The sequence below is a fragment of the Sphingobacterium thalpophilum genome (assembly GCF_038396785.1).
GTDB lineage: Bacteria > Bacteroidota > Bacteroidia > Sphingobacteriales > Sphingobacteriaceae > Sphingobacterium > Sphingobacterium thalpophilum_A.
Genome location: NZ_CP151087.1, coordinates 5,293,306 through 5,309,999, shown reverse-complemented (window position 1 = coordinate 5,309,999; position 16,694 = coordinate 5,293,306). Strand labels below are relative to the sequence as shown.

Annotated in this window: 15 protein-coding genes; 3 read left to right on the top strand and 12 right to left on the bottom strand. The window is 41.5% G+C overall.

The genetic code is table 11. The features are described 5' to 3' along the window. The first annotated feature begins 12 nt into the window (after positions 1-12). Positions 13-699, top strand: a complete 687-nt coding sequence (locus AACH28_RS23420; protein WP_341831676.1) for a class I SAM-dependent methyltransferase — start codon at positions 13-15, stop codon at positions 697-699. 168 nt (positions 700-867) lie between these two features. Here AACH28_RS23420 and AACH28_RS23415 read toward each other — a convergent pair whose 3' ends face one another. The 5 genes from AACH28_RS23415 to AACH28_RS23395 all read right to left on the bottom strand — a co-directional run bounded on the left by AACH28_RS23415 (position 868) and on the right by AACH28_RS23395 (position 4,082). Beyond that, positions 868-1,761, bottom strand: a complete 894-nt coding sequence (locus AACH28_RS23415) for a sensor histidine kinase KdpD (RefSeq protein WP_088162330.1) — start codon at positions 1,759-1,761, stop codon at positions 868-870. 366 nt (positions 1,762-2,127) lie between these two features. After that, positions 2,128-2,394, bottom strand: a complete 267-nt coding sequence (locus tag AACH28_RS23410; RefSeq protein ID WP_232475571.1) for a hypothetical protein — start codon at positions 2,392-2,394, stop codon at positions 2,128-2,130. After that, the gene (locus AACH28_RS23405; protein ID WP_145327908.1) at positions 2,384-2,893 is read right to left on the bottom strand and encodes a hypothetical protein; all 510 of its coding nucleotides are present in this window, start codon (positions 2,891-2,893) and stop codon (positions 2,384-2,386) included. The genes AACH28_RS23410 and AACH28_RS23405 overlap by 11 nt, the downstream gene beginning before the upstream one ends. A gap of 167 nt (positions 2,894-3,060) precedes the next feature. Continuing rightward, entirely contained in the window at positions 3,061-3,642 is a 582-nt protein-coding gene (locus AACH28_RS23400) for a zinc-binding dehydrogenase (protein ID WP_341833138.1), read from the bottom strand. Continuing rightward, entirely contained in the window at positions 3,639-4,082 is a 444-nt protein-coding gene (locus AACH28_RS23395; RefSeq protein ID WP_341831675.1) for an alcohol dehydrogenase catalytic domain-containing protein, read from the bottom strand. The genes AACH28_RS23400 and AACH28_RS23395 overlap by 4 nt, the downstream gene beginning before the upstream one ends. Before the next feature lie 511 nt (positions 4,083-4,593). Between AACH28_RS23395 and AACH28_RS23390 the strand changes: the two genes are divergently transcribed. Continuing rightward, the gene (locus AACH28_RS23390) at positions 4,594-5,457 is read left to right on the top strand and encodes an AraC family transcriptional regulator (protein WP_088162333.1); all 864 of its coding nucleotides are present in this window, start codon (positions 4,594-4,596) and stop codon (positions 5,455-5,457) included. Positions 5,458-5,501: 44 nt separating this feature from the next. Here the strand turns inward: AACH28_RS23390 and AACH28_RS23385 are convergent, their stop codons facing one another. The 6 genes from AACH28_RS23385 to AACH28_RS23360 all read right to left on the bottom strand — a co-directional run bounded on the left by AACH28_RS23385 (position 5,502) and on the right by AACH28_RS23360 (position 14,614). Further along, a complete protein-coding gene (locus tag AACH28_RS23385) occupies positions 5,502-7,553 on the bottom strand; it encodes an alpha-glucuronidase (RefSeq protein ID WP_341831674.1) in 2,052 nt (683 codons plus the stop codon). A 19-nt stretch (positions 7,554-7,572) separates the two neighbouring features. Beyond that, the gene (locus tag AACH28_RS23380; RefSeq protein WP_341831673.1) at positions 7,573-8,544 is read right to left on the bottom strand and encodes a glycoside hydrolase family 43 protein; all 972 of its coding nucleotides are present in this window, start codon (positions 8,542-8,544) and stop codon (positions 7,573-7,575) included. 5 nt (positions 8,545-8,549) lie between these two features. Next, complete coding sequence (locus AACH28_RS23375; RefSeq protein WP_341831672.1) at positions 8,550-9,701, bottom strand: endo-1,4-beta-xylanase; 1,152 nt, start codon at positions 9,699-9,701, stop codon at positions 8,550-8,552. A 13-nt stretch (positions 9,702-9,714) separates the two neighbouring features. Next, positions 9,715-11,127 carry an MFS transporter gene (locus AACH28_RS23370; protein ID WP_313531170.1) on the bottom strand — a complete coding sequence of 471 codons (1,413 nt, stop codon included), beginning with the start codon at positions 11,125-11,127 and terminating at the stop codon, positions 9,715-9,717. Between the two features lie 169 nt (positions 11,128-11,296). Further along, positions 11,297-13,396 carry a hypothetical protein gene (locus AACH28_RS23365; protein WP_341831671.1) on the bottom strand — a complete coding sequence of 700 codons (2,100 nt, stop codon included), beginning with the start codon at positions 13,394-13,396 and terminating at the stop codon, positions 11,297-11,299. A 78-nt stretch (positions 13,397-13,474) separates the two neighbouring features. Continuing rightward, on the bottom strand, positions 13,475-14,614 hold the full coding sequence (locus AACH28_RS23360; RefSeq protein WP_341831670.1) for a sialate O-acetylesterase: 1,140 nt from the start codon (positions 14,612-14,614) through the stop codon (positions 13,475-13,477). Between the two features lie 155 nt (positions 14,615-14,769). Between AACH28_RS23360 and AACH28_RS23355 the strand changes: the two genes are divergently transcribed. Beyond that, positions 14,770-15,792 (top strand): IS5 family transposase, encoded by a 1,023-nt coding sequence (locus tag AACH28_RS23355; protein WP_112374319.1) that lies wholly within the window; start codon positions 14,770-14,772, stop codon positions 15,790-15,792. 117 nt (positions 15,793-15,909) lie between these two features. Here the strand turns inward: AACH28_RS23355 and AACH28_RS23350 are convergent, their stop codons facing one another. Then, positions 15,910-16,683, bottom strand: coding sequence for a sialate O-acetylesterase (locus AACH28_RS23350; protein WP_341831669.1), 774 nt, complete (start codon positions 16,681-16,683; stop codon positions 15,910-15,912). Positions 16,684-16,694 lie beyond the last annotated feature (11 nt).

Below are 16,694 nucleotides of genomic sequence, written 5' to 3'. Positions count from 1 at the left end.
AAAATTATTACGATGATTAAAAGAATAACAGCATATTGGAATGACCGTAGTAGCTCCTGGCGCAAGGAAAGGGATGAAGCTTGGTCCCGGCCGGAGACCGAACACTGGCTAGCGTTTTTCAAGTCCGTCCGTAGCCAGACTACGGGCAATAAAGTACTTGAGGTTGGTACTGCTACGGGATATTTCGCCAACATTATGACCCTTGCGGGTTTTGAGGTTACCGCCGTTGACCTCTCCCCGCAGATGATTGAATATGCAAAACTCGTCAGCCAAGAACTAGAACTTCGCGTAGACTATCGGGTCATGGATGCACAAGTACTACAATTTGAAGCCAACACCTTTGACTTCGTCTTCACCAGGTTGATGACATGGACCATCCCCGATCTTGAAAAATGCTACCGCGAGATGGAACGTGTACTTAAACCGGGTGGAAAACTGATCAACCTGGATGCCGATTTTGGGAAAACGGTCTTTAGTACCGACAGGCACGATGAATGCCCATCGGGCGCTATCGATCAGATCAATGACATCAAATCGGCATTGGACATCAGTGCACATCAACGTCCTGCCAAAGACGTCGAACTATTGGAAGCAGTTGGATTTGGTTCTATTGAAGTCGATATGGATGCACAAAATCGTATTCTTGAACTCCCTTTCGAGACTGAAGGACTTTTTATGCTAGAGGCTATCAAAAAGTAAAATTTGTTCAACACCTTTAATGTGTTTTTCGTCTGGAAAAACCGCAAAACAATTGGTTTACGGATCTTTCATACCAACCGATCTTTCATGAAAAACTAAGTTTGTCATTTAAATTTTCATCAAAAAAAGCCCGATCTATATCGGGCTTTTACAATAGATAGATTGTTATTAAGAGACAGCCTGATAAGCCTTCCGCGGAAACGAGATCCGAACAGAAACACCTGTACCATGCTGATTCTCGAACTGCATTTTTCCATCAATCCTTTTGATCAAATCCTTACAGAGGGAGATCCCCAACCCTGCACCATTTTTGCTCTCAGATTTTTTACGATCCCAGCTATTGACAAAATTTAGATTATGGAGGACTTCCGACGTAAGTTCTTCCCCTTCGTTGCTGACGATAAGTTCCCACCGATCGCTCGGATCATCTATCAGTTGCAACACAATGCTACCGCCGACTCGTCCATATTTAATGGCGTTGCTAATCACATTTCTTAGCACAAAAGCGAGAATTCCTTTATGTGTATCCGCGCAAAAATCCGGATTCACCGAATTTATGATCTGTATATTGAAACGTTGGATTTCTAGCGTATAGATCCCCAATACCGCATCAATTTGATCGCGAATATTACAGTTCTCGGTATTTTCAAGTTTATCCCGGAGTTGTGACTCTGTCCATAGTAAGACCTCTTCCAACATCGTACGCGATCTGGCCACCTGTCCTTTTAGATTTAAAAAGATGAGTTTAAGCTCCTCCTTATCAACGAGAGAAATATCATCAATCGCCAACAAAATTTCGACCGATGCAAATGGTGCTCTGAGATCATGTGAGGCAATCGATAAAACTTTAGTCTTGAAACTCTCGGCAATTTTTAATTCCTCATTATAATGGTGAATACGAATTGCCTGTTCACTGAGGATACTGTTTGCGGTCGTCAATTTGAGCTGCTCGACCTTTAACAACCGATTTTTTCGGATTAAAAAGTAGATCAGTACGCCTATCAGCGTTTTACTGATGACTATTCCAACAATAAGTAGAGTAATAATAGTTTGGCTTTGCACAATTTTTAGGTAATAAATTAACAATAATGACTAATGGAATACCAAAGCCAAACAATCACATGCTAATTAAAAAATTTACCTTAAAAAAAACTACACTTACCTCGATTCTTTCTTAACTCATTCAAAAAAAAGGCTAGATCAATATTGACCTAGCCTTTACAAAAAACTATCCTCTAATAGACGTATACCTTATATACCTTTGGTTTAATGAACAATAGCTCAGTAAAATAGTTTTAAGTATTTTATTTTTGTTTATTAGCCAAATAAACTTAGCTATTTTTAAATCCATTTCGGCGATGCTGCACTCTCAGCAAAGATTTCCTAAATTTCCAAAGCCTGCCTAAAGTTTATTGAATATGCTCAAAATTATTTGCAATTGGGTATGGCTGTCATCACATCCAGTGACATATCCATCGCTTTCTTGGCCCACTTTTTTAGATTGTCCAAATCAGCTGTTTTTAACGCCTTATTTCCAAAGATTACCGCATTAAGTGCGTAATTTTTGGCATTCGCACAATTGCAATCTGGAATTATACTGTAAGCAGAAGCTTCTTTTGCTTTGCCTACAGCATCCTTAAGCAAAACTTTGGCATCATCCAGTGATCCAGCCTGATAGGCTTTTTTAAAGCTCATAATCCTTAAAGATGACAAAAAGTGCGGGGTCATTGCTCAACGAGTCGAGATCCAACTGATAATTTGTGAGCCTATCCTGATAACGGTCCATATCGCGTTTTAAACTCCTTACCTCTATGGAAAGTGCGTTCAAGATGTTGAAGGTCACTGTAAGGTTGCGCGATGATTGCGCAGAACCCTTGTTTTCAAAGACACCATCTTTTGCAATATCATGTAAGACGATCAGCTCCTTCAGCTCCTGGTCCACGTTCAACGAATCGAAACCTTTGCGCAAAAAGGAACGCGATTGGCTCGCCAATAACTTAATATCCTCCAATACCCGATTTTGGCGGATGGCTGCACGGTCCATTACCAAATCCCGGACACTCCTTTTAGCCGATTCTTTAAAAAATCGTTCCGTCTTGTCTACAAATCCCTGCTGAACAGAATCTTGGGGATTACCAAACAGCCCCCGTGAAAACAATATGATGAAGAAACATGCTAAAAATTTCCTGCGCATTGCCATTGAAGTTTATTTTTTTCCTTTAGGTATTTAAATTGTACTATGAATACCTAAATGTACATATATTGCTTTAATATTGTTTCATCATCCTTCATTTAACAGCAAGATATTTTATAGTTACCCTCCCCTCAATTCGATCTTTCACAAAACCAAAGCCGCTTCGGTCAAAACGCGATCAGTAGCCTAAAAACACGTCCGGGATCATTCAACCATGATTCCAAGGCCAATTGTGCATCCTCCGCCCGATAAATAGCCGTTATCAGTTCTTCGATCGGGCAGGTTTTCATTTTCAAGTAATTCATTACCGCAGCAAAATCCTTTGCCGTGGCATTGCGCGACCCGCTGATATCCAGTTCCTTTTTGACAAAAAACTGTGTATCAAAAGGAATCGCTTCCTTTGCATACCCGATATACAGCACTCTGCCTGTATATGCAGCGGCAGCAATGGCCGCCAGGTATGTTTCCTTTCGGCCAACGGCTTCTATAACAACATCAGCTCCCATGGACTGAGTCAACACATCCAACCTCGCAAGCAGATCTTCCGTAGCGCTATTAATCGTATACTTTGCACCTAGTTTTTTCGCTAGTTCGAGCTTTTCAGTACTCACATCGACAGCAATGACTGTAGCTCCCCGTAATGCTGACCGAATGATCGCCCCCACTCCGATCATACCACATCCAAATACCAATACAATATCGCTGTCTGTTACCGATGCTCGGTCAACGGCGTGGAAGCCCACACTCATAGGTTCCACAAGAGCCAATTCTTTGGATGAAAGCTAAGCTGTCCCCCAGCGATGATCTTTTCAACAGGTAAGACAAGATATTCGGTCATGGCGCCATCGCGCTGTACACCCATAGTCTCGTTGTAACGGCAAGCGTTGGGCCTATTATTCTTACATGCGGTACAAACACCACAGTTGGAATACGGATTTACGGTAACTTTTGTACCAACCTTAAGATCAGTTGTCACATTAGTCCCCAATTCCACGACCGTTGCCCCAATTTCATGCCCTGGTATGACCGGCAAATTGACCAATGGATTCAACCCCCGAAAGGTATTCAGATCTGAACCGCAGAATCCAACATAGTCTACCTTTACGAGGACATGTCCATCCTTAACAGTCGGTTGCGGAATATCCATGATTTCCATACGTCCCTCTTTCACTATTTTTATTGCTTTCATTTATAAATGGCATCAAGATTTAAATAACAATTGCGTTGATTATGAATTGTACCAAAGCTCATATCGGAATTGATGAGATTTCCTGTTTTGGAATCTTTACTATTATCGTATAGTCAAAAATAATTATATAGAATGGAGAAAGGAACTACATTAGCGATAAAAACTAACACGATATCGATCCATCCCCATATATATCACAAAACCCCTCTTTCAAAAGTACCAAATAAAGGAAGGTTATTAACGATCAGACAAATTGCTTGATGCTAAAAAAATATTGCTCAGATAAGTTCAGCTACTAATAAAGCTGTTATGAAACCATAGCCTTCACAAAAAACAAAACGCTCGGAATAATTCTACAAAAAACATACAACGATCTCGTAGAGATGCGTTGATTGCGCAAAAAAACACATTATCGACAACTTTAGGTAAAAAGTGCTATTTTTTTTAGAGAAAACGAGTATTATTGTATCTGAGATTAATATAGTATCTAACTATTTTTCCGCTTCGCATAATGATAAATAACGAAAAGAATAAACTCGATTTTACACTATTGAATATTGGCTATGCGGAACATCTGGCAGATTGGAACTTTCAAAATATTAAGAGTCCCTTTGCAAGAATACATTATGTATGTGAAGGTGAGGCATCTATTATTTTAAAGGATGAAATCATTAAACTTCGACCCGGCCATCTCTATCTTACACCAGCCTATATCCATCATAGCTATGCCTGTTCTGCTAAACTCTCGCTCTATTACATCCATATCTATGAAAATCCCGAAATTAGGTCAAGTATTTTTGATCGTTACACTTTTCCAAAGGAGATCAAATCTGATCAGCTATTGGAGACTGTCATCCAGCATCTCTATGCCTCGAATCCAGGTCGTGAGTTAAAAATTTACGATCCAAAGGGCTACGATAATTCATCAGAATTAATGAAAAACATGGCACTTCAGACGGCTTCGCCTTTCGCCAGAGCCTCCGAAAACCAAGCGATCATTCATTTGTTGATGAGCCGATTTCTAGCAGAAGCGACCAACAAAATACCGCAAGTAGAAAAACGACTTCTGCGTGTACTCGATTACATAGACGAAAATATCAATCATACGATTTCAATCGAACAACTTGCCAATCTGATTTTTATCTCCAAAGATCATCTGATCCGACTTTTCAAAAAACACATGAATGCCACACCGGTACATTACATCAATCAAAAAAAAATAGAAAAAGCACAGTTGATGATGTTAATCGATGAAGACAATATCCAACAGCTGTGCTTTAAATTGGGCTTTGAAAATATATCTTATTTCAACAGACTCTTTAAAAAAATAACGGGCGAAACACCTACGATTTATAAACGTCGAATAAGCAGATAAAGCAACCCATTATGAATAAGATCTTGAAGACATTGCTTTCGTTGTTAATTATGATGGCCCATCGGCAGCTTAATTTTCTTTAACTCCTCTAAATTATGTATCGGTCGCTCCAGATTGTAAGGAATCGGCTGACGCGAAAAACACTGAAAGTACTGCAGACAAGCATCTTTCCACCAAACTGCATCTCTAGCCTGAATTCTCAGTTTAGCTTGAACAGCCAAAAAACGTGGTCGATCAATATATTTTTCCATACGATCCCAAACTTTTTGAAACTCCCTCACTTTTTGGACACCGTGGTCATAACGGAAACATAATTCGGTCCACAGCGTATTGCCGCTATTCATTCGATAATTCCAGGAGACATGATGAAACCACAATAAAAGATTTTCAGGACAAGTGGATGTATTCCCATAAATCTTGTCCAAAGATGGATTATATTGTGTTACGGCACGACTTCCATTAACCGTTCGGTCAAAGCCCAATCCCAAAGTATCCGCATTATGGTAATACCAAGGCATCCAATCTGGACGTCCCCCCGGAATATCTCCCCAAGGTTCTGGGCCATAATGATGCTCAAAAGCAAAAAGGTGATGTAGACCTAAAGGCATCATATAATCGACTGCTACTTCCCTCGATTCCAGCATCAGCTTCTTTACATGTTCCACAAACTCCTTGACTCCGGTAAAAGTCATACGTATCCACTCATCTGCTATCTGAGCCGACGAAAGGCTATTGTTCCACGCCAGGCGCCCAAAGGCGTACCAGTTGGCTTGCGCGAAATGGTGCCCCGTCCAATTGGTATCCAAACCAATATTAGCTACTGCAGCGATTGCCGTTTTACGCCCCGAATGCCTACTACTGTCGGTCTGCTTTGCCACCGTTCCGCCTTTTCCAGTGGCATAGGTTTCACTATCCAATACTTCCTTAAACAAAGGTGCCAAATAGACCAAATGGTTGGAAAATCCCAGATACTCTTGTGTCAACTGAAATTCGAGCATCTTCGCTGTGTTTGGCATCGCCCCCAATAAAGGATTGAAAGGTTCCCGGGGTTGAAAATCTATCGGGCCATTTTTTACTTGAAGAATAACATTGTCACGAAACTGACCATCGAGTGGAACAAATTCTCGATAGGCTTGTTTGGCACGGTCATCTTTAGTCGGATGATAGACAAAAGCACGCCAAAACACGGTACCGCCATAGGGGCTGAGCGCATCGGCAAGCATATTGGCTCCGTCCGCATGGGTTCGTCCATAATCTTGGGGGCCTGGCTGTCCTTCAGAATTTGCTTTGACCAAAAATCCGCCGAAATCCGGAATTAACGCATAAATCTCCTTCACCTTGGATTTCCACCAGTGTTGAACATCCTTATTTAAGGGATCCGAATTAGCTAACCCACCTAAATTTTTCGGCGCAGAGAAATTGATCGACACATATACTTTTATACCATATTTACGAAAGACATCCGCCAGAGCTTTAACTTTTATCAGATACTCCTTCTTCAATAGATCCGAAGAAGCATTCACGTTATTCAACACGGTAGCATTAATTCCAATCGAAGCATTGGCCCGTCCATATTGTTCATATCGGGGTGAAAGTTTATTCGGCAATTCCTCCCAGTTCCATAGCGAATGCCCTGCATATCCACGTTCTATTGTCCCGTCCAGGTTGTCCCAGTGGTTTAAAACCCTGATATCATAGGCAGGTATTTCAACCCATCCCGAGCGGGGTATCCCTGCTCCAGTTTCCTGAAGACGTAATAAATGATAAACAGCATATAATATGCCCACAGATTGGCCGGCAATCACATAAACCTGATTTTCGTGTTGGCTTATCTGATAGCCATCTTTTAAATCCTTTCGGCTAGGATCTAATTTTAAGATGACATCCCCTCCCTTCCAATAGCATTCCAGTTCCTGTTTTGCCAATGCCAATGTAACATCAGTTGATTTTCCTTTTATAATCTGGACGGTGCCTACTGGTTTCTCCTGTTTTGAAAACCGCAGCCATAACTGACTACCGTCCTCAGCTCTTAAAGCAGTGGGAACACAATACAGTATGATCACCAAATAGAAATGGAAACGCATGATATACCTCATCTTGAACTAAAATATATCATTACGAAGACAATCCATCAATCGGCTTAATATGACCATTTTCATCATAGCTCAACTCAATAACTTTCATGCTTCTAAGCCAGGTCTTTCCTCCAGAAGGTACCGAATCATGATAAAATAGGTACCACTTACCCTTGAATTCGACAATGCTGTGGTGCGTGGTCCAGCCAACTACGGGCGTTAGAATCACACCCTGATAGGTAAATGGTCCATATGGATTGTCTCCTATGGCGTAACAAATCAAATGGCTGTCGCCTGTAGAATAGGAAAAATAATACTTACCTTGGTATTTATGCATCCAGGAAGCTTCAAAAAATCGCTTTTCCGTATCCCCATGCGTTAATGGTTTGCCCTCTTTATCTAAAATAACAAGATCCCTTGGTTGTTCCGAAAACTCCATCATATCAGCAGACAGCTTGACAACCTTTGGAGACAATGCGGGTTCATCAGATGTTGGCAATTCATTGGGCGAAATAATTTTATTATTCCGATAAAATTGAAGTTGTCCACCCCATATACCACCAAAATATAAATAATAGGAACCGTCTGTATCTTTAAAAGCACATGGATCAATACTGTAACTTCCTTTGATAGGATGCTCCTGCGGAACAAATGGTCCATAAGGACGGCTTGCCACAGCAACACCGAGTTTAAAAATATCGTTTCTATCCTTCACGGAGAAATACATATAGTATTTTCCGTCTTTCTCAGTCACATCAGAATCCCAAAGCTGACGACCAGCCCAAGGAATATCTTTTACATCCAGTACCTTTCCATGGTTAACAATGTCCGCATTGATATCTTCAAGAGAAAACACGTGGTAATCCTGCATATCGAAATGGTCGCCGTTATCATTTTCGGGAATACCGCTCTCCCTGTCGTGAGAGGGATAAATATAAATTTTGTTTTCAAACACATGAGCTGAAGGATCAGCCATGTAATCTTCGGAATATAAATACCTACTTTTGCTCATATTTCTTATTTCTTTTTTTTTTGAGTCAACGCAATAATATCTTTTACAAATGGTTTGGGCTGGTAATTCCGATCAAATAACAACGGATAGTCTGTACGTCCCGGAATAGGCCAACCATTCTTCCATGAATCTCCATCGCCTACACCCCACAATGTCACACGCGATATTTTATCCCGATGTTTGAAATATAATTTAAAAAACGCTACATATCTCTTTCCTAGCTCGTCCATTTTCTCCGCTGGAAGCCCTTTTTCGTAGGGATTCATTGCTTTGCTGTAAGCATGACGTTCCCCAACTTCGGCTCCCATATTGGGGCGTACATGTGGCAGGACCGAAATATCCATTTCCGTTACCATTACCTTTGCTCCAAGGCCCGCAAATCCGAGTATAGTTTTTTCAACTTCTTCAATAGGTGGATTGTCCAGCGCATTATGTTCTTGCATGCCAATCCCACTGACCTGACCACCGGCAGCCTTTACCTGTTGCACCATGTGCATAATCCCCTTTCTTTTTTCGGGGATTGCTGTCGAATAATCGTTATAATATAATTCAGCTTTTGGGTCTGCTTCATGAGCAAATTTAAATGCTAATTCAATAAATTGCGGTCCAATAATCTGGTAGAATTTGCTTTTACGCCATTCACCATTATCCAGTATAGCCTCGTTCACCACATCCCAACCAAACACCCTTCCCTTATAGCGCGACACTACAGTTTGTATATGCTTCCGCATGCGTGCGATAAGTACTTCCCGGGTGACCTCTTTCCCGTTTTTATCAATAAAAAACCAAGCTGGAGTCTGCGAATGCCAAATCAGCGTGTGACCGATAATTTGCATTTTATTTTTTTCTCCAAACGCCACAAAACGGTCCGCATCCTTAAAATCGAACTCACCTTCCCTTGGTTGTAAAAACATACTTTTCATACAATTCTCGGCAACAATGGAATTGAACTGCTTTTTGACCACCGCTACCGCAGCCTCATCCCGCTCCCATATCTGATCAAGGTTTAATGCTGTTCCTATATAAAACTTACCTTCAAATGCATCTTTCAAGGTCAATGAATCCGGGGCTCGCTTCGGATTTTGCAAAGTGGCTGAGGCAGTAGGACCAAATAATAATGTTGATACAGCTACAACAATAGTTTTTAACATCTTCATGGTTTATTTTTGATTAATGTGTATGTCTTGATTCTATATCCCGGTTAATTTTATCGATCGTTACATCATCCAGTTCATATCTGGAGATAACAACCATGGCGAGTACCAAAAGTACTGCTGGAATAACGGCCACCAACCATAAAATTCCCTTTTCAGCCAATGCAGATTGTATTATAGCATTATCTTTATCAAATTCAACATAGGCGAGTACCAACCCGGGCACTACACCTCCCAGTGCCATGCCAGCCTTATAAAAAATACCTGTCAGTGCATTGACAATCCCCGAAATACGCTTACCGGTTTTATACTCGCCATAGGATATGACTTCGGGTACAAGCGCCCACATATACCCCGTAGCTACGATTACACCAGTTGATTTAATAAACTGAGCTGTCAATACCAATCCAATATTGCCCTTAAGTGTCTCGTTGGATGAAATCATATATAACATGAGCATTCCAAGGATAGCGACACCCAGAAAAACATAGAACATTTGCTTCTTACCTATTGCACGTTTGATAGCTGGCACCAATGGCATAAAGATGAAAGCAGGTAAAGACCCCAGGGCCATGAAATAAGGCAACATATCCGGAGCATGTACATTGTAGATCATGTAATAGGATCCTGCCGAATTACCGATGGCCATCATCGCAAATGCTGTAACGAAAAAAAAGGCCAAAATGCGTAAAGGCCGATTGTGCTTAAATTCTCGCCATAGATCAGATACACGCACATTATCAGTATCCTTTTCATCCATAATAACCCGCTCTTTTGTTTGTGAAAAACAAAAAATTAGAAGGGCCAATCCGACTAAAGCGTAAATCAGCATCGTTATAAACCAAGCTTCTGCCGAATCTTTTGAGTTTATCTTTCCATCCGGAGAGAAGTACTGTACAACCAACGGAACACCATATCCGACCGCAAGCCCACCAACGTTGGCCATGAACATACGCGTCGATGTTAGTTTTGTCACCTCGTCTGTATCCCTCGTCAAGGAAGCATTTAAAGCACCATAGGGGACATTTACCAGGGTATAAAGCATGGATAGCCCAACATAAGTGACATAGGCATAGACCAAAGAACCCGAAAATCCATTCCAAAAACACAGAATTGCAAAACCCGTCAACGGAATTCCTCCCAACACCAAATAAGATCTGTACTTTCCCATCCGTGGATTTCTTTTATCAACAAATGCGCCTACAATGGGATCCCACAGTACATCCACGATTCGGACAATAAGAAACATGACTCCTGCCGAAGCAGCAGAAATTCCATAAACATTGGTATAAAAAATCAGGAGGTACATCGAAACAGTCTGGTAAATAAGATTCTGGGCAAGATCACCAGCACCAAACCCCACCCGTTGTTTCATTGAAAGTTTGTAAAAACCTTTAATAGGCTTTACCTCGGTCATACTTTGATCCATATAATTGGTTATTCGATTAGTTGAATTACAAGGGTAAAACTACAAGTAGCTTTGGACCGGGAACCAATACAAATGTTTTATATTCCAATAAAAATGTTTAAAAAAGGCCGTCTATTTTTTAGACAGCCTTTTTCTACATGGTTGGTAAAGCCACTTACCGGCTAAAGGTTCAATTCCTTACATACTTTATAATATAGCTTTTGGTTTGTCCTCTGTAAACACAATCTATCTGTGCGTAACCGGTCAACGAACTGCCTTGTTTAACTTTGATTTCAACTTCAGCATTATTTGCCACAGCCTTCACTACTGGAATCTTCTTGTCGTTGCTTTCCATTGGAAAAGTAACTTCATAATAGTTGTAACCAACGATGCCATTCTCATCAGTCGATCGCAAAGGAATCGAAGGCAACATTAGTTTTTTGCCATTCACTGTAATCGTAACCGAAGGTGGTACTGGACGTTCAATTTTTTTGTCTTTCGAACTAAATCCCAATCCTATAAAATCAAAAAGCGGCTTGCCTTCTTCACCCTCAGCGACCAGAAACAAGGCATGTTTGCCATCCAGTTGATCCACATAGTTAGAAACATCGACCGTAAATTGCTTTACTGTTGTCGCAGTATTTTCCGGAACGGTTATTTGGGCAATCCGCTTTCCTTTCCAGGTATCATTATCCCAAGGGCCATCCAGCCACACGTTGACCTTAAATGAAGTCTGTGCCTTTGGTGCAATAAACAGATTAAAGGCAGTGCGGTTTCCCTTTTTCGTTCCCTCAAAAGCCTTTAACCCAAACTTATCCTGTTTCAGACCACCGAATCCGAAATATTTAAAACCCGCGATAGTTCCATTTTTCATATTTGTCACAGGCATATGGTTATCCCATACATCCCATGAATCCTGTTGCAAACTGATATCTGAAAGGTAACAGGCATATCCAGCAGAATAGTACCGATAAGGGTCTAATCCATAAAAATGAAATCCTTCTGATGTTACCTCTGCACCTTTATATTCTTTTCCTTGTTTATCTTTGATGGTTAAATTTTCTTGAAAAGGGTCAAAAGCCCGGATAGAAACCATTCCCCCTTCTTTGACACTTTTTTCATCCCATGCAACTTTGATAGGTTCGACCACAGCCTGACGTGCAAAACCAAATCCGCGCGGTGGTCTATGGTAAAATACGTACCATTGTCCGTTAATCAGTTCGATACTCCCATGGGTATTATGCCCTGCATTACTGGTTTCGATAGTCGATCCGTCTTTATTTAATACTGGAGCACGCGAATCGACCAGGACACCGCCGCTCTTCCAAGGCCCCAAGGGTGAATCTGCGACCGCATACCGTAAGGTTGAATTTGAGCTCCCTACCCCATATTCTGGACCTGAATAGCCACTGTATACCGATACATATTTGTTGCCGACTTTACGAATTGACGACGCTTCAAAAAAATTAAAAGTTCCTAAATCCTCCCCTTCAAAAATATTAGGGTACGCAGTACCTTTTGGATCTCGCAATTCACCATATCGTGCACTTGCCGGCAATAGATAATTAATAATTTCGGTACCCGGTCGCAGCGAATACATCGTTTTCTGATCTAATTGTGCCGCCATCGAGCGTTGAAACCCCCAAAAACCGTATGCCCGGAATCCAATTTCGTAATCAGGATCTTTGGGATCCGTCACATATTCAATGTAAACGGCCGGATCAAATCCAAGGATACTTCCAGGCAGGGTACGCTTGCCATCTTCCGTGAGATTTATAGGTTTAAAGGGCCCATTCGGCCGATCGCCTTTGACTACCATTGCTTCACGTTTATCTCCTCTGCTGTGTGGAAACAAGTAGTATTCTTTTTTCCCACCTTTACGTTTGACCTCGACCAGATCTGGGGCATACATCACATCCCATTTTCCATCGATCGGATAGGTAAAAATAGCCCCCTCATCGCGCCAACTCGTTAAGTTTTCAATCGGCGCTGACCACATCCGAATGTCAGGCCCACAATAACTGGTAAAACGTAGATCATGGGAACCAATAATATAAGCGCGATATTTGCCGGGTTGGTCAGGATCTTCAAAAACACGGGGTTCACCATCAGGGAGATGCTCCCAAAGTGGTAGGTATGGATTACCGATAGACTGGTGCACAAACCCCTTACTGAGATCTTTCACCATATTTTGCTGCTGCCCCAGTATCCTTGTTGTTGATAAAATTCCCGTAACGGATAATAACAATACCATTGTCCGTTTTTTTAAGACAATATTTAGTCCCTTCATAAATTGATTAAATTAATTAAATTGCTGAATTATATTTTATGCTGTTCATTTGATTTCTTTGGCTTCAACTACGCATGCTTACCAATTATCGGAACGAAATGGTGCCGCTAACATTCCTTCTTTATTGATTAGATTTGCATCTTCAGGATTGTTGCTCCACGCGTAGCGGACTGCCTTTGGATTGCTGATCTTTGGATGACTCAACACGACCTCATTCCCACGTATGACGGCATTCGCCCATAAGAATTTTTGATCTGAACCGGCAATTGCAAAATGTTGTAGTTTTTTTCCCTGACGGATAGCCAGCCCCTTTCCAATTTCGTCGAATGAAATAATAATCCGATTCCCATCAACCCGCATCTGCTTATACTGAGGACCTGAAGCAACGACTTGGTCTTTATACAACATCTTGCGTGCGCATACAAATAGTCGCTTGGCCATATCCTTTTTATTGAGCGGATGAATATCGTTCCACTCACCAAGATCATATGTTACCGCTAGTGCTGTAAATGGTATTTCTTTGCTGACCTGAAACTGAGCTTCTCTGATCCGTGCCCAATTGGATTCTGCTGGTACTGTATCCTTGACCATAAAATTCGGCAACTGTACCATCAGAAAGGGGAGCTGCGGTTGACCAAAATGCGCGCGCCAACTATGGACCAACGACGTAAGATACCGCTGATAACGTAATGGATTGGCGGTATTGGTCTCCCCTTGATACCAAATTACTCCCTTTAACCCGTAGTCATGCAACGGATAGATCATTCCATTGTAGAGGCCTGAGCCAACCTGTCCCAAGTTCTGTAGGCGGCTTTTATAGCGATCAACTTTATCTTGGTCCACGGCAACTTGCCAATGCCATTCGCCTGTGAGATCAATGCGTACGTCGTCGAGCTTGATCTCATAGGATTTATCAGGTGTGAATCCACCATCCTTGTCGGCCATTCGCAGACGTACAGTTAAATTATTTCTTCCAGCGCGAAGTACCCCCGCTGGTATATCGTAAATCCGTGGTGGATACCGATAGGCCGTAGAACCGACAAAATGACCATTTACATAAACGGAATCACTATCAATCAACGTTCCCAAATACAACTTGGCATGCCGTCCCTCTTTAGCCATCGGAACAGCAAAATCCTTCCGAAAATAACTGACACCTCTGTTTAATCGATGCGGTTTGCTCCAGTATTCGGGAACCGGCACTGTTGGCCAATGCAAATCATTATAATTTTAAGACCGTTGCAAAAGTGTTTGGTTTTTATTTTATTGATATTCAAGTTTTTAATTTGTTTCTTGTTGATTTTCGTTATATTTAAGGTATGGAAAAGACAGAAAAAGTTAGCTTTGTTGATTACATGGTTCAAAGACGGAAAATCAAGCAGGAATTCTTCGATCAGATCAATACATTGGTAAATTGGCGTCCGATTTCAAATATTATCAACAAGCATTACCACAAAGGGGAAAGCAAAATGGGACGCCCTAGTTATTCTGGTCTTGTCCTCTTCAAAATGACACTTCTACAGACCTGGTATGGTCTGAGTGACTACGAAGTAGAAGACCGTATAAACGACAGTATCTCCTTTAGTCGCTTTGTTGGCATCAGTTTGGACGATTCGGTTCCCGATCACAGTGTTATTAGCCGTTTTCGCAGCTCGCTGACAGAAAAGGGTGTTTATGAGAATCTATTCAAGGAGCTGAACAAGCAGTTGAATAAACATAAAATATTGGTAAAACGTGGAGCTATCGTTGATGCCAGTATTGTTGATTCTCCGCTAAAACCAAAAGGCAAAGTTATTTACGAGATCGAAAGTGACCGTAGTGAACATCCTCGCGAAGATTCTGAGCTGGATAAAGAGAATAGTGAACAGTTATTGATCCAACAAGAGAGCCCGGGTGTTGACCATGAAGCTCGTTGGATAAAGAAGGCTGGGAAAACACGTTATGGCTATAAAAAGCATTATGTCACCGATACAGAAGGCCTGGTTCTGGGCGTGGTAACCACTCCAGCAAATGTAAATGAAATTGCCAATCTTCAACAGGTAATATCTTCGGCTGACCTTCCAAAGGGCATCCATATCTATGCTGACAAGGGATATCGTTCCTCTAAAAATGAGGAATTGATCAAATCAGGAAAGCTAAAAAGCAGGATCTTGCATAAGGCAAAGAAAGGAACAGCGTTAACCGAAAGAGAGAAGTTAAGAAACAAACTGATCGGCAAGATCAGGTTCAAAGTTGAACGGACCTTCGGGAGCATCCGGCGATGGTTCAACTCAAGCTGTGCAAGGTATAAGGGGATCGCCAAAATGCATACACAAAATCTAATGGAAGCCATGGCGTACAATCTTTACAGATCACCTGGGATACTTGTGTCCAATGCAATAAAAAACACAAATTAAGCAGTTGAAAAGGCCTCAAAAAGAGGATTTTTCAAGAAAACGCAACTAGATTTCCGAATCCAAATCGGAAAAAACTGCAAAAAAAAAGCAAAAATAACCGATCAGAAAATATCAACATTATTTTGCAACGGTCTTATTTTCTGCGGTCCACAGATCTACCCTGCCATCTTTTTCGGCCAACCTAAGGCTATCGATCGCATGTTGATCTAGCAACAGCTCTGGAAATTGCTTTAGAGAGTTCTGGTCGACCCAGCGTTCTATTCCCGATCCACCAAGGCTAGATACGATCATTCCGACCGGAATACCGTTATGTTGGTAGGACTCCAATGCATAGAAATAGGCTAATGCCGTCCAATTCATCACATCTGAAGCTATGCCCGAATGCCAACGTTCACCAGGCGGTATCTCTTCCTTTACCTCAATGGGACTATTTTGTGTCGGAACCTTGAAATAACGGATCATATGATTATTAGATTCATTTATTTCAGGAAAACGTTCGACAAGACGCTTAATTGGCGTTTCCATATTAGACTGACCCGAACAAAGCCAGACATCGCCGATTAACACATCACGAATAACAATGTCATTAATCTCCATCGTATAGGGTCCCCCATAACGCTGTGGCGGGATCTGCACATTCCACTTGCCATCCTGTCCGGCTTCTGTATAATAGTATGCCCCTCTAAAACGAAGGGTAACCTTCTCACCTTTCGATGCCCATCCCCAAATATGGAGTTCGATATCCCGCTGTAGAACCATCTGGTCTCCCATGACTGCTGGCAGCCGTACACGGGCAGCGCATGGCAGCAGTCCGATAAGACAAACAAAAACCAGTGTTAGACGACTAAAAAAAGATGAAAAGCAAAAGAAATTTTCTATTCTAAAAAACATATTCTACCACT